Source organism: Flavobacterium sp. UBA4854 (assembly GCF_002399805.1).
In the GTDB taxonomy this organism is placed as follows: Bacteria; Bacteroidota; Bacteroidia; order Flavobacteriales; family Flavobacteriaceae; genus Flavobacterium; species Flavobacterium ginsengisoli.
This window is the reverse complement of record NZ_DHEI01000041.1, coordinates 1-25,018: the sequence shown is the minus strand read 5'-3', so window position 1 is coordinate 25,018 and position 25,018 is coordinate 1. Positions and strand designations below refer to the sequence as shown.

The 25,018-nt window shown below is 33.7% G+C and carries 15 protein-coding genes and 6 tRNA genes; 3 read left to right on the top strand and 18 right to left on the bottom strand.

Annotated features, from left to right (window positions below; translation table 11 throughout):
* Nucleotides 1–195 precede the first annotated feature (195 nt).
* Complete coding sequence (locus B3J44_RS05880; protein ID WP_286966758.1) at nt 196–1,110, top strand: phytanoyl-CoA dioxygenase family protein; 915 nt, start codon at nt 196–198, stop codon at nt 1,108–1,110.
* A gap of 109 nt (nt 1,111–1,219) precedes the next feature.
* Here B3J44_RS05880 and B3J44_RS05875 read toward each other — a convergent pair whose 3' ends face one another.
* The 18 genes from B3J44_RS05875 to B3J44_RS05790 form a co-directional block, all read right to left on the bottom strand.
* On the bottom strand, nt 1,220–1,765 hold the full coding sequence (locus B3J44_RS05875) for a 3'-5' exonuclease (RefSeq protein ID WP_111288559.1): 546 nt from the start codon (nt 1,763–1,765) through the stop codon (nt 1,220–1,222).
* 181 nt (nt 1,766–1,946) lie between these two features.
* On the bottom strand, nt 1,947–2,450 hold the full coding sequence (locus B3J44_RS05870; protein WP_286966753.1) for a hypothetical protein: 504 nt from the start codon (nt 2,448–2,450) through the stop codon (nt 1,947–1,949).
* Between the two features lie 323 nt (nt 2,451–2,773).
* The gene (locus B3J44_RS05865; protein WP_286966751.1) at nt 2,774–3,871 is read right to left on the bottom strand and encodes a slipin family protein; all 1,098 of its coding nucleotides are present in this window, start codon (nt 3,869–3,871) and stop codon (nt 2,774–2,776) included.
* A gap of 400 nt (nt 3,872–4,271) precedes the next feature.
* A tRNA-OTHER gene (locus B3J44_RS05860) sits at nt 4,272–4,328 on the bottom strand.
* A gap of 283 nt (nt 4,329–4,611) precedes the next feature.
* Complete coding sequence (locus B3J44_RS05855) at nt 4,612–5,397, bottom strand: hypothetical protein (RefSeq protein ID WP_286966750.1); 786 nt, start codon at nt 5,395–5,397, stop codon at nt 4,612–4,614.
* 27 nt (nt 5,398–5,424) lie between these two features.
* Nucleotides 5,425–5,994, bottom strand: coding sequence for a hypothetical protein (locus B3J44_RS05850; RefSeq protein ID WP_286966748.1), 570 nt, complete (start codon nt 5,992–5,994; stop codon nt 5,425–5,427).
* Nucleotides 5,995–6,020: 26 nt separating this feature from the next.
* Nucleotides 6,021–6,106 (bottom strand) — tRNA-Leu (locus tag B3J44_RS05845).
* 123 nt (nt 6,107–6,229) lie between these two features.
* Nucleotides 6,230–6,301, bottom strand: a tRNA-Pro gene (locus tag B3J44_RS05840).
* Nucleotides 6,302–6,358: 57 nt separating this feature from the next.
* Nucleotides 6,359–6,431: transfer RNA gene (locus tag B3J44_RS05835), tRNA-Asp, on the bottom strand.
* A gap of 20 nt (nt 6,432–6,451) precedes the next feature.
* Nucleotides 6,452–6,525: transfer RNA gene (locus tag B3J44_RS05830), tRNA-Arg, on the bottom strand.
* An 898-nt stretch (nt 6,526–7,423) separates the two neighbouring features.
* Nucleotides 7,424–12,490 carry a DUF4132 domain-containing protein gene (locus tag B3J44_RS05825; protein ID WP_286966746.1) on the bottom strand — a complete coding sequence of 1,689 codons (5,067 nt, stop codon included), beginning with the start codon at nt 12,488–12,490 and terminating at the stop codon, nt 7,424–7,426.
* 137 nt (nt 12,491–12,627) lie between these two features.
* Nucleotides 12,628–13,062: a hypothetical protein gene (locus B3J44_RS05820; protein WP_286966744.1), complete on the bottom strand. Its 435-nt coding sequence runs from the start codon at nt 13,060–13,062 to the stop codon at nt 12,628–12,630.
* 477 nt (nt 13,063–13,539) lie between these two features.
* Nucleotides 13,540–13,821: a hypothetical protein gene (locus tag B3J44_RS05815; protein ID WP_286966742.1), complete on the bottom strand. Its 282-nt coding sequence runs from the start codon at nt 13,819–13,821 to the stop codon at nt 13,540–13,542.
* A 266-nt stretch (nt 13,822–14,087) separates the two neighbouring features.
* The gene (locus B3J44_RS05810) at nt 14,088–17,291 is read right to left on the bottom strand and encodes a P-loop NTPase fold protein (protein WP_286966740.1); all 3,204 of its coding nucleotides are present in this window, start codon (nt 17,289–17,291) and stop codon (nt 14,088–14,090) included.
* A gap of 198 nt (nt 17,292–17,489) precedes the next feature.
* Entirely contained in the window at nt 17,490–18,287 is a 798-nt protein-coding gene (locus tag B3J44_RS05805) for a TatD family hydrolase (protein WP_286966739.1), read from the bottom strand.
* Between the two features lie 390 nt (nt 18,288–18,677).
* Complete coding sequence (locus tag B3J44_RS05800; protein ID WP_286966737.1) at nt 18,678–20,099, bottom strand: RtcB family protein; 1,422 nt, start codon at nt 20,097–20,099, stop codon at nt 18,678–18,680.
* Nucleotides 20,100–20,527: 428 nt separating this feature from the next.
* Nucleotides 20,528–22,768, bottom strand: coding sequence for a hypothetical protein (locus B3J44_RS05795; protein WP_286966734.1), 2,241 nt, complete (start codon nt 22,766–22,768; stop codon nt 20,528–20,530).
* A 258-nt stretch (nt 22,769–23,026) separates the two neighbouring features.
* Nucleotides 23,027–23,144, bottom strand: a tRNA-OTHER gene (locus B3J44_RS05790).
* A 289-nt stretch (nt 23,145–23,433) separates the two neighbouring features.
* On the opposite strand from B3J44_RS05790, the gene B3J44_RS05785 reads away from it, so the two are divergent.
* The gene (locus tag B3J44_RS05785) at nt 23,434–24,048 is read left to right on the top strand and encodes a hypothetical protein (protein WP_286966732.1); all 615 of its coding nucleotides are present in this window, start codon (nt 23,434–23,436) and stop codon (nt 24,046–24,048) included.
* 179 nt (nt 24,049–24,227) lie between these two features.
* The coding region (locus B3J44_RS05780; RefSeq protein ID WP_286966731.1) for a helix-turn-helix transcriptional regulator at nt 24,228–25,018 on the top strand (791 nt) is incomplete at its 3' end.

Here is a 25,018-nt window from a genome sequence, read left to right as displayed (position 1 = left end):
TCATTTATATCAAATTTGTAAAAGCACCAAAAACAACTCAAAATACAGTTACTGTTTAATTGATAAAGATTTTGTTCTAAAGGCTATCTCAATAGGCTAGTCTTTTTTAGTATCAAAAAAACGGGTATTTTTACTTTAACCCCAAAATTATAATTCCCGTATTTTTATGTTTTCATTCAACTAAAATTGAAAAGTATGCCTTGGACAATTCTCGAACAATTATGGAAACGTGCTGTAAATCCTGAAAACACGAATCCAGATCTTACCAATTGGGACAACGAAATTAAAACATTGTACCAATTAGGTATTGCCATGGAAGATACTTTATTCTTTTTATATTCTGAAAAACCAGATTTTGAAACTTTCAAGACATGGATTAATAACAGAAAACGAAATGCTACCTCAGAAATAGAGGATTTAATAGAAAATGTATTGTCTGAAGAAGATCTTCAATTTTGGAATGAGAACGGTTATATAGTGGTTAAAAATGCCATTTCTAAAGAAGATTGCCGAGCCACACAAAATGCAATTTGGGATTATTTAAAAATGGATCCAAATCAAAAAGAAAGCTGGTACAAACGTCATGAAAAACAAAAAGGATTGATGCTTAATTTTTCGGATCACGAAACTTTAAATCGCAACCGTTTTTCGCCAAGAATAAAAAAAGCTTACGAACAGCTTTACAAAACCAAGAAAATATACAAAACTATTGATAAAGTAAGTTTTAATCCTCCAGAAACAGATCATTTTACTTTTCTTGGAAGTCCGTTGCACTGGGATATGAGTTTAAAAAAACCGCTTAAGTATGGCCTTCAAGGTTTACTTTATTTAACCGAATGCGGAGAAAATGATGGCGCTTTTCATTGTGTTCCTGGTTTTCATAACCAGATTAATGAATGGCTCGATCAACTTGCACCGAATGAAAATGCTAGAGAAAAAGCTTTAAAAACTTTACAGCCAAAACCTATTACAGGAGATGCAGGTGATTTTATAATCTGGCATAATGCACTGCCGCATTGCGCAACACCCAACAAAGGAGAAAATCCAAGAATGGTGCAATATCTTACTTATCTTCCAGATGATTACAATGCTACAGGAGAATGGATTTAATTTATTTATAGCAATTGTAGAAAATGCGAAAAACTGCAAATACAACGATTTACAGTTTTCTACAGTTATCAGCTATCCTTTTTGATAACTGCGATTAACAAATTAAATTCTAATTTTTAAGGCACCAATTCAAAATCTTTGCGATGTTTTTGGCATCGTCAATTCCGCGGTGATGTGTTCCTTCTAACGGAATATTCAGCAATGCAAGCGCACCATTCATTCCTGTTGGTTTAACCAAGCCAAACTTTTCGGCAAAATGCTCTTTTACATTGATATGCTCCTCTCCCATTGGATAGGAAACACCAAACGATTTACATTGTTTTTTCAGCATATTTAAATCGTATTGACCGTAACTTGCCCAAGTATACAAATCGGGATTATACTCGTCAATAAGCTCATTAATGGCATCTTCGAAACTAACTCCGTTCTTATCAAGTAAATCCTGAGTAATGGTGGTTAATTCCGTGCAAAACAAACTAACGCTTGAGCGTTGTGGCTTTACTAATATTCCTTTATTCTTAGAAATTGCTCCTGTTTCTGTATCCAATACAGCCAAACCAATTTCTATAATTTCATTTTGCTGTCCGCTCGGGACAGCACCTTGCCAACATGTGGCTTCTAAATCGATAATAATAATTTTATCTGTAGTTTTCATTTTTTTAATTTTCTTAAATAATTGTGTTTTTTTTAAAACCGCTAAGAGCGCTAAGGTTTACGCAAAGGAACGCTAAGATTAGTCTCCCGCAGATTGAGCAGATTTGAGCAGATTTTTTTAACAATCCTATTAATCTGTGGCTAAAAACTTTGCGCCTTAGCGCCTTTGTGGCCAGAAACCTTTAGAAAAACATGCTCTTAAAATCTAGAAAGAAACTTCTTTTCTTAGACTTTTTTTCAGGCTTTTCTCTTTTTTCAGAGCCCTTTTTTTCAAAAACAGCTTTAGCTTTCTCAAGCTTTTTAACTGGTTTTGTATCTTCTTTTTTAGAAGTTTCATAAAACTTTTTGAAAGGACGTGGCTCAAAATCAACCAAAATAGCTGCCATGTTTATAGCATCAATATTTGATGGATCTGTTTCTCCTTTTAAGAACGTTTCGATCGGTCGGAATTTGTCTTTCTTTTCTTTAAACTTATTCTTTTTGGTATGATCGAAATCTAAGCTCAGTAGATTCTTGAAAACATTCAAATCATCTTGAGTTGGGTTATTCTCAAAAATAAGCCAGCACAAATCACGAAGTTTACCACGAGAAGGCTTGTACAAATAATCAAAGTATTGACCGCCTTTTTCTGTCTCGTATTTATTTCTAATTGCTTTTTTATATTTTTCTAGTGTATTGTTTTGCATGGTATTTTTCTTTTGCAATTCTTGGGAATCTCAGGAAATTGAAGGCTTTTCTGGGAAATCCAATATCACAAAAGTTCAAAAGCACGCTTGCTTTACTAGAGAAATATCTCTAAATGATATATATGGTTTCCCGAAAATTTACCTTTTCATTCCATAGGCTAATGCATTCTAAATCTGCTTCGATAATCGAGGCAAACGAAGATTCACTAAACTCCACTGTATCTGTCTGACCTTTATGGGCCGACCCAAATCCTATTTCTTGATTCATCCTTAAATTTTTATTATTAAACTTAAACAATCAACATTTACTGCTAATGGTTCTTTTACTTTACGAAGATTTCTTTTAATTGACCAATTACGTTTCCGCCGCCAGAAATGGTGATTTCACCAATTTTATCTGCGATTTTTTCAACATATTCCATCTCTTTCAACTTCCACAACATTTCGTTTTCTTCCATCAGCTTTGCTGTGTTAAGCAAACTTCTTGTTGCAGCAGTTTCTTCTCTTCTCATAATGCTGTTGGCTTGCGCTTTTTTCTCCGCAACCAAAACCTGATTCATGATTTCTTTCATATCTCCTGGAAGAATTACATCTCTTATTCCAGCATCAGAAATTTTCAAACCTAAATCTTCGATTTTAGTTTTTGCTTCTTCTAAAATAGCCTCGGCAATAGCATCTTTTTTAGTTAACAATTCATCTAAAGTCAAGCCTCCAACAAAAGCTCTTAAAGCCAATTGCATTGCTACATACAATTGTTTTTCAAAATCTTTATTTTCAGTCAAAGCTTTCATGATATCAACTACTTGGTATCTCACAAAAAAGTTGATTCTTAATCCTGCTTTATCTTTAGTCAACAATTCTTGGCCGGAAATTTCCAATTGTTGCTGTCTTATATCAACAGTTTTTACTTCGATTGTAATAGCGTTATTCCAGAAATAATGTGTTCCAGATTTTAATTCTTTCACGAAAGTTCCATTCACAAATAACAAAGCCTTGTCATTACTTGCTACAATGAATTTTCTTGTGAAGTATCTCATCTTAACATTTTCCAATAAGTTTACTGGAATATTTTCTGTGATTTCAATCTTAGACAAATCTGCTTTAATGAATTCATTTTTTACAACTCCTTTCCAAAAAGCATATTTCCCTGGCGTTAAAACTTCTTTGAAATTTCCTTTTACGAATTGTAATACAATTTCGTTATCGGTAACCTCAACAACTTCCAAAAGAGATGCTAATACTTCATTTTGCAATAAAATATCCAACTCAAAAGGAGCCTGAAAAGATCCGTTTAGATCATAAATCATAATGTTTTTATTTCCAAAAATCCAGTGTAATCCTTCCTCTAAGACTTTTTCTAATTTTCTATTTTCGAACACCAAGCCTACTTGGTACGTTTCGATTTTAATTCTTTTTATCATAATTATATTTTGTTTCAGGTTTAATGTTTCAAATTTTGAAATCTATAACCTCTATTATCTTTCTTCCTGCTAAATAAAAAAACCTTTTTGCCTTTCTCCTCTAAGAAAAACGGACTAATAGTTTGTTCTTTGTCTGTCTGAATTATTTCTGATTCTATTTTATTGAAAGAATCCCCAAATTCTCTTAACAATCAAATCAAAAAGAAAACAAACTTTTCAAAACACATTTCTATTTGCACTGGCTTTATCAGAGTGTGAAAGATCAGATTATAAAATCCTAATTTCACTGACAAAGACAAATCAGTTTTTTCTAATGGTCATCTTTTTAAGAGTGATGGTCTCTACTGTTACAGGTTTTTGAGACCCGTTGACTAACCAATTCGTCCAACCGAAACGAGTTCGGTGCAGGATTCGAACCTGCATAACACATCCAATGCTCTAACCAAATTGAGCTACCACATTACTGTGAATGGGATTCGAACCCACAACCCTCAGATCCCTTGTGCGACAATTTTTTGGAAAACCATCAAAACCTCCAAACCAAGCTGCATAGAAAAACATAATACGCTTTCGCGAAAAGTCTGCTACAATAGTGCTATACAGAAACACCCAACAAGGCCTGTTTGATATTTTTAATCAAAGTTTCCCTTGATATCATTTCATTTTCTAAAGAACGTTTTTTGTTTCTTAAACAAAGATTCAAATGATCCTGCGCAATTATTCTGCGCAGGATGTTTTTTTTATTTAATCCATTCTATAACCGTTGATAAATAAGTTTCTCTTACTTCATCAAATCGAGTTATGTTCGGAATGTGATTTACTTCTAACAAATATTTAGAACCATCTTTTGCAACGATATAATCATTTCCAATCATATCCATTTGCAGAGTTTTTTTTATATGAATTGTATCTGCTAGCAAATCTTCATCAACAGGCATAAAACCTGCATTGTCAGGATGAATAGATTTTAACCAATCGTCTCCCTCTAATTTAATCTGCCAATAAACATCTCCAATCATCATGATACGAACGGCTTCTCCTTCATAATAGGGTTCAATTGTAGCCGTAAATTGGCTTTCCCATTCTCCTGTAAAACGATGTTTATTCTCGCCGCAATGCCAATTACCCCATTTGGCAACCGTATCATTGGTTATATTTACAGAAGCTCCTGCACTTATAAACCCACGAGGTGCACTAAATCTTGAAAGAGATAATGCTTTTACCAGACACGGAATCTTAAATCGGCAATCCAACATTGCTGCCGCATTCGGATAACAGTCTCCTCGCCAAATTGCTAAACCAGTAATAAAATCGAAATCATTATCGTAAATTCCGTAATAAACCACTTTATCAACTGGAAGCATTCCAACTCCATTGGCTTTTTCCATATAAAGCACTTCATCTTTTACTACGATTTTAGGAATAGACTGATGCCAAATAATATGTCCTGAAAAATTGGCTTTTATAACATCATATTCTTCTTGTTCAATTCCAACAAGGGCTATTCGGTTGAATAATTCTTTCATTTTTTTACTTTTTAGCGTTATTTACTTTTACACAGATTCTAGTTTTAATCGTTTAATACCAAAATCTGATTTTCTTAATTTACACATGCGCTCATCTGAAATGTGATGGAAAACAATACCTTCAATGTCATTCTCTGATAAGAATATTTCTAAATCCTTAAAATCAAGACTTACAAAATCAAGTATTTCACTTCCGTGTTTTACCAATGTATGTTTCTCAAATTTTTCAGGGTTTCCTTGAACTTTTGGTCCACATAATTCGTAGGTTCCGTCAACTTTACTTTCTAATCCATCAAAACCTTCAAAAAAATGTTTGTCCTCCGATTTTGAACGGTCGCATTTTAACCAGTGTGGATGATGACCTGATTTTGGATCGGCTTCCTGACAAGGAATTGCACCCATCGGGATCGCTCTTCCTTTTTTAGCATCAAACCTTTTAAAAATTTCACCGCCTATAATCGCTGCCGATGTACCATCAAATTTTCTAGTTGCAATGGCTTCTCCATCAAAAACCCATTTGTTTTCAATATTAATTTTATCTACTACCCTTCCTAAATCATTAGGATCTTTGGCGAATAATGTGCTTATCTTTTTCATCGTATATTTTTTAATTTTTCATTTTGTACAGGAAGAGTCCCGATAGCTATCGGGGCGAACTCTCAGGAAACTGATTCTAAATCAGCCGTGTTTACCATTTCACCATTCCTGCATTTTTTTTAAGTTTCTAAGTTGCTGAGATGCTAAGGGGCTAAGTTTTTTTAACTTTTAAATCCGAATCTCAGCAACTCAGTAGCTTAGAATCTTTGCAACTTTTAAAAAACCATTTCATTTGTCTGGGAAGCAGGATTCGAACCTGCGACCTCCCGCATCCAAAGCGGGTAAACAACCTCCGTTATCCTCCCAGGTCTATTTAAGTAACTTAGAATGTTAGCATCTCAGCAACTTAGAAACTTTAAAAAAGCGGCTCATACGGGAGTCGAACCCGTTTCTCCCGAGAGACAGTCGGAAAGGTTAGCCAGTAACCCCAATGAGCCAGTTCTTTCTAGAGAACAAGTGATTTTGGAAGGATTCGAACCTTCGACCATCTGCTTAGAAGGCAGACGCTCTATCCAACTGAGCTACAAAATCATTTATTTTTTATTTTGCCACGAAGGCGCTAAGGCACTAAGTTTTTTTTTATGCTTATTAAATCTTTGCGACTTTGTGCCTTCGTGGCAAAACTATAGGCATAAAAAAAGCACCCGATTAAAGGTGCTTTACAAAATTCAACGTGATATAACTATCCTATTGCCTATATTGATGCACCTGCATTGTCAAACGTCCAAGATCGAATCTTGCGTTTAGTGGTAATCCGTATGATATTTTATTTTGTAAAGCCATTTTTTATGCTGTATTATATTTTAAAATTCTTGTTATTATTTGAAACGCTGTGTTTCAATTTTGTTTGGCAAAGATAAAGTCGAAAAAATCATATTTCCAAATATTTTTTAAAATTATTTTTCTGATTATCAACCAGTTACTCTTTAAATTAAAACAAAGAAATTCCTGTCCGCAAACTGGTGCAGATTTCTCTTTTTATCAAATGACTGTTACTCATCAGATTACTTTTCAAGATTATATTTCGCTATTGGGTTTAATCATTAAACATTTTGTCAATTATTTTTTTAGTTTTTTTTAGTTATGGTTTAATATTCTATCATTTTTATTGTCTTTCTATTCAATTTTATTATCACAATGAACGAAGTCGAAGTGGCTAAAAACAAAAAAAGCGGCCTACTTTGAGGACGCTTTTTTATTTTATGATGAGTTTGACTCTAAATTTTACATTTTAATTTCATAAAAATACATATTGCATCCTGATACTTTAGCTGGAAGTGATCCTGCTAAGTGCTCAAAATATTTTGCTATTGAAAGTCTCATCTGTATTTTTCTGTTTTTTAATTATGGGAACAAATGTAATATTTTATTTCTTAATTTAACATTTTATAGTAAAAATGTTAAAATTATTATTTCTCAAACTTAACTATTAAGCATACGTCTTATCAATCTGACTCAAAATAGTCGGATCCTGAATATCATTATCTTTCGCAAACAACAATACTTTAGACATAACCTCAGCCGATTTCGGATCGTCATCTGCAAATGGAAGGAACAAACGTCCTCTATGTTGCGAATGAATTGGCAATATCGATAAATATTTACCTGAAACCTGATGCACGACTGCGCTTCCTAAATGAACGCTGTATTCGGCCAATTGTCCTTTTATGATGGCATGATTTCCTGTAATTTCAACATTTTTAATTTTGAATAAACGCAATGTTTCTCTTAACAATACGGCTCTCATTTCAATAGAAGAATGACTTGCTTCAGGATCAACGCCTCCAACATGAGCAACGCTTACCACTAAATCAATATCGCGCATTACTTCTGAGAAAATTCTCGGATTGATATCTTCAAAAGCAATGTTTTTATAATCTTTTAAAGAATGGAATTCTATTGTTTCTAAAGTCGGACTTTCTACATCTGCTGGAGAAAACCAATCTGCCATGGCGTACATTTTTACCTGATATCCTTCTTTATGGAAAACTTTCTGTAATCCTTCTTCATAATCTACTTTCCAGCCTCTTGTTTTCAATAAAGCCAAAGTTTGATTCGGTTGAACTTGATGCCCTGCATAACGTCTTGAAATTGACTTCTCTTTCAATTCGTCTGGCGTTGGAACATACAATTCTCTGAAAACTTGTTTAAATGGCTGCTGTAATTTGTTATCAAAACAATATTTCTGATAATCGACCCAAACATTATTTTTATGCAAATCAAAACAGTGCGCGATTCTGAAAGTTTGTTTTTCATTTAACGAAATCATTTCTCCTAAACCAGTAACTAAACTTCCATCGACATAAAAACCAATCTGATTATCATTAGAAATAAAAACTAATTTCTCAAGATGTTTTGAAATAATTGGATGCTCGAAAAGATTTTGCATTTCTGCGAATAAAAACTCATCGCCGCGAATCATACTTTCTTCAAGACCTTTTCGCGAACGTGTCCATTGCTCGCGCATGGTTTTTCGGTAATTTGTCAATTCGAGAATTCCTTTGTCTTTTTTGTATTTCGGCGGAATCGATTTTAATTCTTTATCGCCTTTCAAAGTAACCAAATCGGCTTTTCCTTCTTTGTTGATGACCAAACTTATCGTTACATCATCTAACTTAACTTCAGTTTCTTTTGATAAAATATTCTGAACTTGCTTCGTTTCCATTGCCCAAGTCAAACGAACTGGATCTGGATAACCCGCATTTCTGGCTAAGTTTTCTAAAGCCACACGAATAGCTAAAGCTTCGCTCGCTTGTTTCATCGAACCGAATTCTTTGCTTTCTTTTTTAAACTGCTGTAAATATTCGTAACGCGCCAAAATATCTTTTTCTGGACTTGCTTTACTTAAAGGTACCAAACCGTAAACTCTTAAATAATCTTGATCACGTTTGTCTTTTACTTTAGCGGTAACTTCTCTAATTTTTAAATCGCCTGTAATGGTGTCTGCATATAATCGTGCGCGACGATGTCCGTTTCCATCTGTTACGTATTTTGCAGATTCGTATAAAAGTTCCCATTTTGCTTTTCCTAATTTCTTGTAAGCCGATGTAAACCAATCTTTATCTACAGCACCATCTTTAAAATCTTGTAAATCTAAAGTTGAAAATCTCGCTGCTTCACTTTCTAATTCTGAATTTGTAGCACTGTAAGACGCCGTTTTGGTATGCGCGTGAAACCACCAAATTCCTTCGTCCAAACCATTCCAATCCAAATAACTGCTGATAAACTTTTGCCATTGAGGCGCATAAATAGCAGTCTGAATCAATCTTTCTTCAGAAATTTTGGCTTTTTTAATTAAAGCATTAAAAATTTCTTGTGTATCTGTCTCTAACGGATAACATCTTTTCAATAAGAAACTAAATAATTTCTGTTTCGTTAAATCGGTGTAACTCCACGAGTAAATATAGCCTTTGTACAAACTTGCTTTGCCAAGTGCTGTAATCAATTCGACCAGACGGTTGGCACCAAAAACCTTTTGGAAACTCTGAACCAAATGCGTTACCGTAGTATTAGAATCTCCTCTTTTGACCTCAACATCCAAAAATGTTTCGCGAATTTTATCTACCATCGAAACAAGGAACGGAAATCTAACCAGTAAGTATTCGCTTCCTTGATTTCTGTAATTTCTGCTTCCGCCCGTTAAAAATGAAATTCTTTCCGGATCCAAAATACCTTCGTACAATTCACCTTCGGTAATTAACTTTTGTTCAAATGCAGCACTATATAATTGAACAAAAGGTTTGCAGTACGAAATATTTCTTTCCAGTCCGTTCAATTGTCTCCATCTGTACAGATTCCATATCCTAATTTCTTGTTCTGCAGTTACATTTCCTAAGTCAATTCTGTTTAGATAAACATCAAAAAAGTTCTGATTTTGCCAGCCGTTTCCGTTGTTGTTATTGTAATAATATTCATTTTTGCTAGGCACATATTCAAACTCTTTTACAGATTCTGGAAGATCTGCATACAAAGTAGCACAAGCGTCGATTAAGAAATCTGTTTTTTCTTCAAAAACATATTTTACTTGCAGCGCATTCAAAATATTCAGAATCGCATTGTCCCAATCGTAACCTCTTTTGTTTGGATGAGGCAATAATTCTTTATAATAAAAAACATGTTTTTCGAGGAAATCACGCCAAATTTTACGGTCGCAATTGCTTACAAATGTCAGTAAAAACAAATCTCGTTCTACTAAACCTGAATTTTTAAACCATTCTTCCCAAACTTCATACAACGGATAATTGGTTGCTGCCAATTCTGAATTCTTTTCGTCTTTTAGATTTTTTAATGGTCTAAAAGAATTCCCCAATAAAACCGTCGATTTGCTATTATCGTAGTCTTCAATTTCGTATTCGTAATTTCTGTTTTCTTCAAACAATTTATAAAGCTTAGCAATTTCGTCTTTAATATGCGACATCGATTTGGAGAAACCGTACTGATGCTCTTTTACCGCTTTTGCATATAAAGAATCTGCTCCTACTTTAGGAAGTTCATAAGCAGAAATTTCGTTTGGTGTAAAAAATCCGTAACCGTTTTCTACGCTTAAAAGATCTTGTTTTTTCGAAGGTTCTAACTGCTCAATAAATTTGGTTTCTTTCTCGGTAATTTTTGGTCTTTGCAGATAATCTTTTACCCAATCGTTAACCTTATCCGTTAGTTTATTGTTTTTCTGAAGCTGAAGCATAACGTCTAGCATAGACATACGCTGTTCTAAATCACCTTTTTCTAAAGTCTGATCTACGAAATTGATAACTTTTTGATCTTCTTGTTTAATTAGAATCGACGTTAGATTTTTCTTTAAATTAGAGTTTTTACGTTTAAATAATTCCTGAAAAATAGCTAATTCATCTTCTGTTAAACTCAAATCTTTTAAAACATTAACCGCCGAAGCCACAAGAGATTCTCCTCTGTCTTTTAAAATTCGCAACGCAAAATTTCTTTGAAATTCAGTTGGCTCTGTTTTGGTTTGATTGTTTTGATTGCTATAGTAAGAATAGCTATAAAAACTGCCCAATAAATTTCTCGTAAGTTTCTCTCTTAAATTGATTGAGAAACCTTCAAAATGCTGTAAAACCACTTCTAATCTTTCGTTGTTATCGCCAACCAAATTAATGGCTGCGGCGTAAAGCGTATCTCTTTCGAACTTTACATTTAACCACGAAAATACTTTTCCTTCAAAAGTCTTTTCTTTTTCAGTAATGCTTTGTGCAAGATTATAAACTTTATCAAAAAAGTTCGGATAATCTGCATTTTCGATATAAAACTTCGATTTTGTATTGGCTTCCAACAAAGCATTCATTCTCGGAACTGCGAAGGCCAAAACTTGTAAATTCTCATCATCTAACGCTTTAAAATAAAGAGGCATTTCGATATAAGGATCGTTGGTTTCTCCTGCAAATTTTAATGCCAAAGATTTCTTTTCAGCCGAACCTTTTTCTAATAATTCATGCAGATACGGAACTGTTTTCTCAACATCCAAAACACCTTGAACCCAAAGCGCCATGTAAACTTCGTTATTATTTTTGCTTTTTACGCCAGTCGCAATCGTTTCTGGTTTTGAAAAGTAACCCGAAGCCAACTCGATAATATTACGAACCGTGGTTTCTTTCTCCGAATCCCAGCCTAAACCGGTCCACGTATCAATCGCTCTTACTACTGATGAAAAACGAGTCAGTTTATTATCGATCAATACTTTAATCATGTATTGCAAAGCGCCGATGCTCGTTTCGTCTAAAGCTTCCAGAATCGTCTGGCGCAAACCTTCCTGACGCTGAGCCGCCAAAAGCAGTTTTTCTACCAATTCCCAGTTTTCTTGCTTTTCGCTGTTTAAAAGCGCTTTGATGATATTTCTAGACACTTTTCCGTGTGTATCTTTATTGAAAATAATGTCTTCAAATAATTGAAAAAGCCCTTCTTTGCCAGAATCCAACGCCGAAGACCAAACCATGAATTTATTAAGTGAATTTGAAATCTCGGTATCGTAACGAATTTCATCTTCAATACTCAAATCATAATAAAAAGTACTGCTGTCTTGATAATTGTATTTGTAAGGTCCATTTAGCAAAGAACGCAGAAAATTAATCTGATTGACCAACAGATAACTTTTATGATTTGGTGCTCTAAAAGCTCTTCGTGTATACCCGTTCTGATACATTTTTTGAGGCAATCTGTTCCAAGCTTCTTTTACGTATGCAGCGTTTTCTTCACCAAAAAAGTAAAGCAGCAAGTCGTAATAGTTTTTATCTTCCCAGATATTCTCTTTTACCAAAGCGGCAAACTTTTCGGCTTCTTTAGAACCAAGAGAAATATAATTGCTGTAATAATTATCCTGAAGTTTCAAGAGTTCCAGACCAAACTCAGCTACTTCTTTTTTCAGTTTTTTTCCAGAAAGTAATTTAGAAAGCAGATTACTGTTTACAATTTCTTCCAATTCTTTCTTGAATCTCGTAATCGGATTCTCGATTACTTTACTTTTTAATAAATCTTCAATTGTCATAATTTTTGTAGTTATGGGTTATGAGTTATGAGCTGCGGAAAACAACACATAAATTAATTATAATTGAATTTTGTTATTGCCATTGAAATTGAGATTCCAGCCAATTTTTAATTCTCAATTTTTAATTTTTAATTGATTTACCAATAGCTTCCTGCCAGAAACGTAAGCCTGATAAAAGTGACGGATTTGTTTTGGGATAAATCGATTTCTTCGGTTAAGGTTTCGAGCTGATCGTCTCCGTAGAAAACAGCGTACAAACCATCTTCAAAAGCTACAATAGCATTTTCTTGCGCTTTGGCCAAATCTACTTGGTTGTGATTGTACAGCGCGCCAAAACCAACTTTTCCGGTATCGGTAAGAATAGGTAAATAATTTTCTTTTGGAAGATGGATTTTGTCTTCGTCTTCGAACTCAAAGGATGAAGAACGGAACAATTGAACTTGATGATCAACAATCGATTCTATAAGTTTTTGTGTAGTAGTGACAGAATTTTCAATATCCAAAGCGATACTTTTTTCCTGAAGAAGCGGATGTTTTTTTCCTAATTGTTTTACTGAGATGGTTATATTCATCTTTACGGGCTTTTATTTTGGAGCCGTAATGTAAGATTTTTAAAGCGATTTTTGCTTAAAATAATGTCTTTTTAATGTTAAAAAAAATATTTGAAAAAACTCATTAGCATAACTATTTTTAGTCTAGTTTGTCATTTCGAGGAACGAGACTCTAGCGATAGCGAACAGGCGAAGCAAATCACACCAGAAACTCCACAAAGATTGGTGATTCTCTTTGCCGAATCCCGCGTGCGATTTCTCGTTCCTCGAAATGACATACTGGAAGAATTGACGGCGTTTTGTCATTTCGACGGAGGAGAAATCTCCACAAGTAGCTCTACAAAGATTGGCAATATACGCTGCGGAGTTACTTGCGAAGATTTCTCCTCCGTCGAAATGACAAGATTGTGGAAACTATTGTCTATAATCTCTTTTATAAAATTACAAACCAATACTAAAAAAATACCCTGCAAATTGGTATTTGCAGGGTTTAAGTTTTTATTGAGATAATTTACGATTGCTACTACAAGCCTTATAAATCTGTTTCTCTGAAAATGGCGATAAGGTTTCTACCAGATTACGGCTGGTTCTTAAACAGCTCAGTATTTTTTGCCTTAAATTGATATCGTCTCCAAACTCTGTATGCATTAAAAGCTCGAAGATTTCCTGCAAATACATGGGCTGTTCTTTGTAATCTCCCTCAAACAATTCGTCTGAAAGGAAATTAATTACGGATGGCACTACATCACGATGTGTTGGTTTTTGATTTTCTTTTGTCATTTTTCTGAAAATATTAAACGCACGAAACCCTCATCTTCGGTTGTGACAAAACATTCTTATCGAATGAGATTAGGGCTATCACTAGCTCCAGCAACGTGAATGAGGGCTTCGCTTATGTTAACTTATAAAGTTTCAAAGTTCTCGATTGCCGATAAAATGTTTTGTCGAGAACAAAGATATACTTTTATTTTAAAAAGAAAGAAATGACTTACTTTTATTCTTTTACTTCTTCCTATCAAGTAAAAATCTGAATTTTCATAGGATTTCTAAATATTTTTGAAAGTAAACCTCTTGACAAAATGATAATCATCATTAAAATCTTTTAATTTTGTATGCATAATTGAACTATTTTCTAAAATCACATTTGAAATTTTAGGCATATCAGAAACCCAATTTAGTAATGTATGTGAATCATATCTACCATCTGTTATAATAGATTCAAGTATTTTCATTTCATCATTATATCTACCAATTGATAATGCAAGTAAAAACATTATTGAATGTAACTTACTTTTTTCATATAATACAAAATCTTCATGCGTTTTCAAAATTCTATAAATATTTACAAATCTTTTTATAGTTCTAGGATTGTTCCCCACAATACTTGACATACTCTGCAATATTTCAACTTCTTTCACACTGATTTGCAAAGCTTTAATACTTTCCATACTAACTATTTCTCTCTTCAAATCTTTTGATTTTTTTATTCTAAAATCTAAAGATTTATTTGCAACTGAATTATTTGGTAATTCAGGCATTGATTTTAAATCTTCCATTCCATCAGTAACAAATTCATCAATATTTTCAATAATAGGATTTGTATTAGCTAAGGTCTCAATCATAGTTTTAATACTCGAATCTTCAGCTTTTTTAAGTTGAAAAGCAATTTGAAATATCTTTTCCAAATAAGTCTCTGGCTCTATATTTTCAATATTTTTCTCTGCTTTATTTTTCTCAAATTGAAAGTTATATTTTTTTATCAATGATTTTTTAACCCATCTTGGATCAACTCCCACAATGACAACAAATAAAGGAAATGCCATTAATAAATTAACTGCTTCCAATACTTCAACAACTCTTTCTTCTGGACAACGATCTAGATCATCAATGTAAAGTATTATACGTCCAAGAGGATTCTCGAACATTTTTTTAAATTTATCACTTTCGATATTCTTATCTGTTTCTTTTTTGTGATCAATTAATAAATCACTCAAGACTTCAAAGTCTTTTCTAATAATTGAAATAATACCCAAATGTTTTGTGTAATCCTCACTATTAGCTCTTTTTTCTATAAATGTAAATAAAGATTCAGTAGATATTGCATTACTCAGCCTAAATTCAACATCTATTTTTAATGCACTTGCTTTATTAATCTCTTCATTAAGTAAAATTATTTTATTTTTATTACTATCTATTTGAAGATTTATAGCTTTCTCTTTTTGATTAAATTTAAATATTGCATTTTCTTTCTCCTTTTCATAGTCTATTTTTATTTTCCAGAAAGGAGCAATCATTTTTTTAAAATTTTCATAAGCTTGAATTCCCTTCAAAAAAAAACCTCCCATAATACTTATCATAGCCCAATTCTCTTTGGAGATTGTAAAATCCTGCCAACTTAAAAGTAAAGAAGTCAAATACATAATAGCAGGAACTGATAAAACAATAATAATGAAAAATAAAATCCATAAGCAATTCTTCCAAAATGTTCCACCATATACAAAAGCTTTTATAAATGTATAATTCGATTTTAGTTTATCATATAACTCATCAGGAGTCTGCCAATATTCTTCAGGAACAATTTTTTTAAATTGCTCTTTTGATTTTATAAAAGTTTCATTTTCACTTAGAGTTTTTTCAATTTTGTCAGATACTTTAAATTTATCGTTAATTTTTCCAATTATACTTTTTAAAGTGGCTGTTTTAATTTTATCTATATTACTTTTTAAAGATCTTTCCTCATTCTTTTTTTCTCTTTTTAATTTTTTAATTTGATTATCTAGATTTTCATTTTGTTTCCTTAAAGATGATAATTCATCTTTAACTATATTTAGATTTTGAGTTAGTTTTTCTTCAATTTGTTTCTTGTAGCCCTTTGCTTTAGTATCGTTTGTTATATACTCGTTTAATCCTTCAAAAATTCTTGTAACGATACTCGCCCAAAGATTAGCGTCCATATATGACCATGCATTAAAATGAACATGAGCAATCCCTTGGCAGAAAGCATTAGCGGGATTGTCTTGTGACAATTTCATAATCCTTTCCTTTAGTTTACACATGAAGAAACTTTTTCCTGACCCCCACTTTCCTAATAATGCAATTGCTAAAGGAGGCTCAAAACTTTTAGCAGCAATTACTCGCGCAAAAGCATTAACATCTTTTGAAATATCTAAGTAATCTAAACCTGTTTCATTATCACTAATTAATCCTGCTATAGATGAAATATTATTGTCTGCTTTTATATTTGATGATAATTTATTTGATAAAATATAATCTAACTCTGCGAAATACTTAGAATCTATTCTAGAAAATATTTTAATCAAATCTTCAAAGTTTAGTAAACTTATAAGTCCCTTATGAAATTTTAATCCCTCAACTTCTAAAAATGGATCTAAATAAAAAAACCAATTAACTTTCAAAAAATTAGAATCTTTAGTTTTTTCAGTTACCCTTCCTAATGCTTTTATAATAAAACTATACTCCTTAGATTTTGATTTAATTGAACTATTAATTAAAATATCTCCAACATTTACATCATTTATAGTTTTTAAAATTTTATCACTTTTAAGAAAATTTTCCCACTTCCCTTCTCTATAAAATAGCTCCGATTGATCTTTAGAACCACTAACATCTGAATCCACCAAATAGAATTGTGTTTCAGTATCTTCAATTAATATACTAGCTAAACTTTCTCCAATACGTCTTTCTACATTTAAATCATCATCACTCAAAATACTATTAATTCTTAAAGCCCTTTCATCATGCAATTGATTAAACAAGTTTTCACCTTTACTATTATGAGGAATTGAAAGTATAAATTGGGATTTAATCTCCAAAATATCATTTTTTAATCTTTCTAAAACATCAATAGTTATAAGATAACTTTTTTCATAATTTAATCCTCCAACTCCAGTTCCCAAAAGTGGTAACCAAACTTTTTTACCTTCAAAATGTCCAATATTTCTTTTTATAGCTTTATACAAATTATTCTTTAAGTTAGTCTCTGTACTACCATTTCCAATAGTCACTACAAAAAGAATGGGTTTGCCATTTAGTTGAAATAAATCATATCCTTTTTCTAAATTTAAATGAGGTAAAACTGAATTACTGTATCCATACTTTCTTAATATAAGGCTATTCAATTCTCCTAACGAGCCATTTAAATTTACTGAAACAATTGCAACATCAGCTTCACTAGGAGACTTCTCTAATATAATTTCCAGAAACTCAATTTCACTTTGACTTTTTTCCATATTTAATAATTTCAACTTTCAATTTAACCTATTATCTTTTAGAAATAACACTTCAATTTTTTTATCTCGCCAAATTTTAAATGAATTCCATTCAAATATAGCTAAAACAAAAAGCCTTCAAACCAAGTACAAACACCTGATTTAAAAGCCAACAAACAAATTCCTATCCCGTTTTAAAAAACTGCTAGGAGAACAAAACTAAATAACAAAAAACCTTTTAGAATTCCTAGTCGTTTCCTCCGCAACCTTATCTAAAGTAATTCCTTTAAACTGAGCAATTGTTCCGGCAACATACGGCAGAAAAGCAGGTTCGCAACGACGTTCGTGGTATTTCTTAAGGAGGCTGTTCGGGACATTTTTAGGAAGCATAAACGGCGCATCGGTTTCAATCATCATTCGGTCGAGCGGTACGTACTGAATGACTTCTTTTAAATGGCTGAAACGTTTAACATCTGAAATTGCTCCCGTAAAACCCAGATAAAATCCGTTATCGAGATAGGTTTTGGCTTCTTGCAACGTTCCCGTAAAACAATGCACAACGGCTTTTGGCAATTGCGGTAAATAGTCTTTGGTGATATTCATAAACGAACTAAAAGCGCTTCTTTCGTGCAAAAACAAAGGTTTCTGTACTTCGATCGCCAATTCTAATTGGGCTTTATAACATTCTTCCTGTTTGTTTCGTGGCGAAAAGTCACGATCAAAATCGAGTCCGCATTCGCCAACCGAAACCACTTGTTTCAGTTCTACCAATTTCCTGAGTTTCGAAATACTCTGCGCATCGAAACTCTTCGCATCATGCGGATGTATTCCTGCTGTTGCATAAAGCACGCCCGGATACTGCCTCGCAATCTTAGCAGATTCTTCGCTGTTTCGTACGCTGGTGCCTGTGAGTATCATTTGTGATACATCGGCGTCGAGCGCGTCTTGTAAGACATCGTCTATGTCGTTTTGGAATTGTTTGTTTGTTAAATTAATTCCGATATCTATATAATTCATATTTTTTGTTTTTTGCCACTAAGGCACTAAGACACAAAGTTTTTGTATTCTTGGTCTATAATTATTATTTTAATCTCGCAAAGTCGCTGAGTCGCAAAGTTTTTGTTTCACGCAGATTTAGCAGATTCTAGCAGATTTAAAATGATTTTTATAAATAATCTGCGAGCATCTGCTTAAATCTTTTTAAATCTGCGTGAAAAATTATTGACAGTCGAAGTAATCACAAAGTTTGTCATTTCGACGGAGGAGAAATCACACTAGAAACTCCGCACAGAATGTCGCCAATCTTTGTCGAATCCCGCGTGTGATTTCTCCTCCGTCGAAATGACATAAAATGCGGAAAAGCCTCTGCACCTTTGTTACTTTGTCACTTTGAACCTAAAGAAGAAACTAATCTTCTCGGCTTCCGTCATCTGCCATTCTAACTAATTTCGGTGTAAACTTCGCTACAACATCTACTAAATCCTGTTGCGCTTCCATCACCTGATTGATATCTTTATACGCCATTGGAGCTTCGTCAAGACCTGCGCCGATAAGCGTAACGCCATGATCTTTCAGGATCGATTTCATTTCGGTCTGTGTGATATTTTTTATGGCTTGAGTTCTGCTCATTTGTCTTCCTGCTCCATGCGAAGCCGAATTAATGGCGTTCTCCTCGCCTTTTCCTCTCACCAAAAATCCCGGTGCGGTCATACTTCCCGGAATGATTCCCATAACACCTTTTCCGGCTGGAGTTGCTCCTTTTCTATGTACAATCACTTCTTCTCCGTTCCAGGTTTCTTTCCAGGCGAAATTATGGTGGTTTTCGACTTTCGCTAAAATCGTCGCACCCAAAGCGCGTTCCATTTTGTTATGAATAATCTCGTGACAAGCCGAAGCATAATCTCCCGCCAAATTCATCGCAAGCCAATATTCCTGACCTAATTGCGAATTCATATCTAAATACGCCAAGTTTTTGGCTACTTCTGGAAGTTTACATTCGTCTTTGGCGATTTTAGTATAATGTCCCGCAATGGTTGCTCCCATTCCACGTGAACCAGAATGCGTTAACAAAGCGACATATTTTCCTTTTGGAATATTCAAAACCGCATCGTCTTTTGCAAATTCCATGATTCCGAATTCCACAAAGTGATTTCCACCACCCGAAGATCCTAATTGCGACCACGCTTTATCTTTCAAATTTTTCACAAACGGATTCATATTGAACGTTTCGTTCTCCAAAACCGCATGATCTGATTTGTACTGACCGTGAAATCCGTGACCTGCTCCAAAAATTGAATTTGCGATTAATTCTTTTTTGAATTTAGCTTCGTTTTCAAAGTAAAAATCTTCTGGAATATCATAAACTGACAACGCCATTCTACAACCAATATCAACTCCAACACCATACGGAATAATGGCATTTTTTGTAGCCAAAACTCCCCCAATCGGCAATCCGTAACCTTGGTGCGCATCTGGCATTAAAGCTCCGGCAACTGTCACAGGCAGTTTCATGGCCACTTCCATTTGCTTTCTGGCTCCGTCTTCGATATGATCTAATCCGTAAGCCGAATACGCATTTGGATTTTGATTTAAAGCGATGAAATCTTCTGGTTTTTCATTAGATTTTTCGATTAAAGCCACAGCCAGTTTGCTGAAGATTTTATCGTCTATATAGTTTTCCGGAGTTTCTAAGACGTTTTTATAATTCTCGATCATTTCTTCTCTTGTGAATCCGTTTCTTTTGCTGTTTATTTTTAAGGCAATCCCAATTATTTTTCCTTCTGGGAATCCTAATTCTAATATATCTGTACCGTTTATTTGTGTTTTCATTTGTCTTTCTATTTTGATAGTACAAAGGTTAAATGCTACTGCGCAGTTATTTTGCGTAGATTGATTTTCTTTTAGTTTCTCCTCAATTTTGTCATTTCGACGGAGGAGAAATCTCCGCAAGAAGCTCTACAAAGATTGGCTTCTCTTTGCGGAGTCACTTGTGGAGATTTCTCCCTTCGGTCGAAATGACAAACTTTGTGGTTACTGTAACTTAAAGATTTTTTTTCGCTCCCGATAGCTATCGGGATTGCAGATTCAGCAGATAAAAAATCCTTTTAATCCTCATAATCTGTGGCAAAAAAAACTTCGCCCCTTCACTCCCGATAGCTATCGGGATTGCGAGATTAAATTTACCAATCTTTGCAAAGACGCACAGCAGTACGCCTCTACAAAAACCTTTGAACCTTTGCCTCTCTGAACCTTTGTTCCTAATCAACCAATAATTGCGTAACAACCGCTGGGTTCATCGCCCATTGTGCTGTATAAACTTCATCGGCAATTTCATTTTCGGTGATTGTTAAACCTTGAGCTTCCGCTTTTAGCTGTAACAAACTACCAATATTCAATTTGCTGTTTAGTTTTGACAACAACGCCTGAACGCCTTTAAAATCTAATCCACCAACAACTTGACCTCCGAAAGTCATTTCTAACCAAACGATTTCTCTTTTGGCTACATCCAACACTCCAAAAACCAAACCTTTGGCAACATTCTGCGTCACACGAACCTGATGATCTACACACGACGGATCGTACGCAACACCAGTTTTCTCCGAAATTTTCATCGGGTGTTTGCTGTTCATCCAACCTACAACCAAATTTGGCGTAATACTTCCGTTGCTGTAAGCGTTGCAAGTAAAACTTACAAATTTTGCTTTGGCTTTCGCCAATTCGTCGATGTTGATGTTGATATATTCGGCTGTTCCAATTTTATTCGGAATGCTTCGGATATCACCACTATGCTGACAACCTGTAGTTGTCAATCGGCTGAAAGAACAAATATCGGCTTTATCTTCATAAGCGATATGACAGCTCAAATCCATATCTAAATGTTGCGCTGGCAAATCTTTACCCCATTGCATAAACAATCGCACTTCGTTTCCTTCAACTGGGAAACGTGTTCCCATTAAAGCAACTGGCAAGTCCTGAATTGTCTCACTTCGATCTCCTATAGAAACCGGAATGTTAAACAATTGCGGATCGATATAGATGGTTTTGTTGGTATTAGCAACTGCAGCAAATCGTTTTTTCATGGCCAAAAGACACAATTCTTCGATTTGATTTTTCATCGCTTCCAACTGAAAATCTTCGTACAACTTCAATAAAGCGTTTGCTTCAATTCGTTTGTTTGTTCCACCCAAAGGTTTCACGCTTCTCTGCATGTTTTTATCAAAATAATTTTGAGCATACATATTTAATGTAAACACCAATCGAGCTGGAACTTTATCGATGATTTCTTCAAAATGAGCAATAGTTTCCTCCGCTCCAAACCATAGCATGTTTGAAAATAACGAACGAGCAAATAATCCTGGACGCTGTTTCAATAAGGCAAATGTTTTATCGGCATTAAATTTCAATCTTGACGAATCTACTTTGCTTTGCCAAACATCATAAACTTGGTTGTAGAATACATCCATTAAAAAATTCAATTTCTCAAATCCTTTTCTTTTGCTGTATTCTGCCAAACGCAACGCTCGGATGAAACGAATCCACATTCCTCTTTTTGGATGCATCGTTTCGCACATTGCCTCAACATCCATGTTTATGTTGTTTAACCAATTTGCCACCATCAAACATTCTTTTCGAGAATATTTTAGTTTCAAATCTTTTTTAGATGCAATTCTAGCTTGCGCACTTGTATCCAAAGAATAATGAAAATGCTGATTGTTTTTAGCAACTCTTTTGATAATCGTTTTTGGCTCGATAATCTGAAGCATTCCTGTGTTTTTATACCACAAGTATCGTAAAATATCTGTTGGCGTTTTCAAAAACTGAGACGCTTCGTCTTCTTTACTATTTTCAATCAAAAGATCGATCACCAGCATTAAAGTTTCCTTCATTGCTACTTCGGTTTTTGGTAAAGGCAAATATTGCATCGCCATTTTTAAACTATCTACCTGAGTAGCGTCTAAAGCGGTTTTAGATTGCAATAACGATATATAGAAATCATTTAAATCTTTTTCTGTCCACAATTCCAACATTTTCAATTTGCTACCTTGTCCGATATTTTCGAGTTTTCCAAATTCAAACGGAGTTCCGCAGAACGGACAACCGTTGTATCTTTCTAATGGAAAAGTATTATCAGGGATAATATGACCGCATTGTAAAGTTGTTCCGTTTTTAGTCTGGAAAACGTTTCCGAAAAACGTGATGATATGATCTACAACAGATTCACCTGTTGGAACATTCCATTCTTTCACCAATGGCGTCCAGTTTTTATCTGTTCCTAAAACTTCTCTCAAAACTTCTAAAACTTCAATTTTATAATTAGGACTTACATTGTTTAAAGCATGTAACAATGATTCAGAAAATGTAAATCCAAGTTTTGAAACATTAGCCAATAAAACTGATGTTGTTCCTGATAAATTTTTAATATCATTCGTAATCATTTCTGACGGAATGAAAATAGCATTTTGACGTAAACTGATTTTTAATAATTCTTTTGTTTTCATTTTTTTTAATTTTTAAAATTTAGATAATTGTGTTTCTGAGTTCTACCTAAAAGATTTTGAAGTAAGAAACACTTGACCTGAAATTTGAGTGTAATGAATTAGCTGATTCAAATTGGAAGTTTGCGGGTTTCCCCAAGAAGTAAGCTAATCTTGACCCTCTTTTTTTATTAATGATGATTTTAAAACTTATAACCAGCAACTTCCTTTCGGAAGTTAGGAGTCGAACCTAAGAAGTAAGTTTCAATTGACCATTAATTGTGGAGCAGGTGGGATTCGAACCCACGACCCGGACATTAAAAGTGTAAGAAGTAAATTTTGATTGACCTTTGATGGATAATTTCAAAACTACCTGCTCTAACCACTGAGCTACTGCCCCAATTATGATTGCAAAATAAAAAGGTAATGGTGTAAGTGTGTACATTGGAAAGTGTTTTCGAAGTAACTCAAACTTGACCTGTTTTATTCTTTTTTTATTTCTATGAACGTTTGTTTTTATTTCTTGAACAAAGATTTCAAAACTAGTACGCAGTTATTTTGCGTAGTGAAATTTTGTTTTCATTTTTTAGAAATACTATTTGTTTTATTTCTTGAGCAAAGATTTCGGAACTACTACGCAATTATTTTGCGCAGTAAAAAAAGAATTTTAAATTTGAGTAAAAAACAAAATGTATTTAGAGAAAATTTATTCTGAATTACTTTCGAATATTGGCTTTTCAGTAAATGAAATTCAGCAAAACTGGTTAGATTTAGAAAAGGCATATTCCAAAAAATCAAGGCATTATCACAATCTCACACATTTAAAAGAAATGATTGTCAGTTTTGAAACCTATCGTGATAAACTTCAAAATCCAAACGAAATGTTATTTTCAATTTTCTACCATGATTTTGTGTATTCCGCTTCCCAAAAAGATAACGAACTCAAAAGTGCTGAATATGCTTTGTCAATTCTATCTGAAAATAGCACCCTAAATAAACAATTAGTTTTTGATGCGATCTGCGCAACACAGCAACATCAGCAAAATGCAATTGAAGACATAAATTGGCTAATCGATTTTGATTTGAAAATCCTCGCTAAAGATTGGGAAGATTATAAAATCTATTTCGAACAAATTCGAAAAGAATATCGTATTTATCCTGATTTTCTATATAAACCTGGGCGTGCGAAAGCGTTGAAGCATTTTCTCGAGAACGAGTTTATTTTTCAGACTAAGGAATTTAGAGGTTTGTATGAAGAAAAAACTCGGGCTAATATTGAAAGAGAAATAAAGTTATTAAGCTAAAGAATTGAATCTCGCAAAGATGCAGAGTCGCAAAGTATTTTTATTTCACGCAGATTTTGCAGATTTGAGCAGATCCTTCCAGATTATTTATAAAATCATTTTAAATCTGCTAGAATCTGCAAAATCTGCGTGAAATAAAACTTAGTGCCTTCGTGCCTTTGTGGCAAAACAATACAAAAATGTCACAAAACAAAAACGCCTTAATTCGATACAAAACCATTGATAAATGCCTGCAGAATAAATACAGACAATGGACACTCGAAGATTTAATCGAAGAATGTTCTGAAGCTTTATTTGAATACGAAGGACGCCAAAACCCAATTAGCAAGCGAACGATCCAAATGGATATTCAATTAATGCGAAGTGAAAAACTAGGTTATAATGCGCCAATCGTGGTTTACGATAAAAAGTATTATAAATATGAAGACGAAGATTTTTCGATAACCGATATTCCGCTGACGGAAACAGATATGAATGTTTTGACTGAAACGGTTTCTATGCTAAAACAGTTTAAAGATTTCTCTCTTTTTAATGATGTATCGGATATTTTACAACGATTGGAGGATAAAATCTACGCCGAGAAATCGCACACTAAACCCGTTATTTATCTGGATAAAAATGAGAAACTAAAGGGACTTCATTATCTGGATGAAATCTATCAGGCGATTATCAAGAAAATGGTGCTGATTATTACGTATAAATCTTTTAAATCTGCCGAAGAAACGAAATTCCATTTTCATCCTTTTATATTGAAGGAATTCAACAACCGCTGGTTTTTAATTGGAAAGAAAAAAGCCTCACAACCTATTACCAATTTGGCTTTGGATAGAATCATTTCGATTGATTACGATTTTAATCATCCTTATTTAGAAGAAGATTTTGATGCAGACATTTATTATAAAGATGTAATTGGTGTTACAGTAAATTCGGGATTAAACGCAAGGCGTATCGAATTATGGGTTGATGCTTC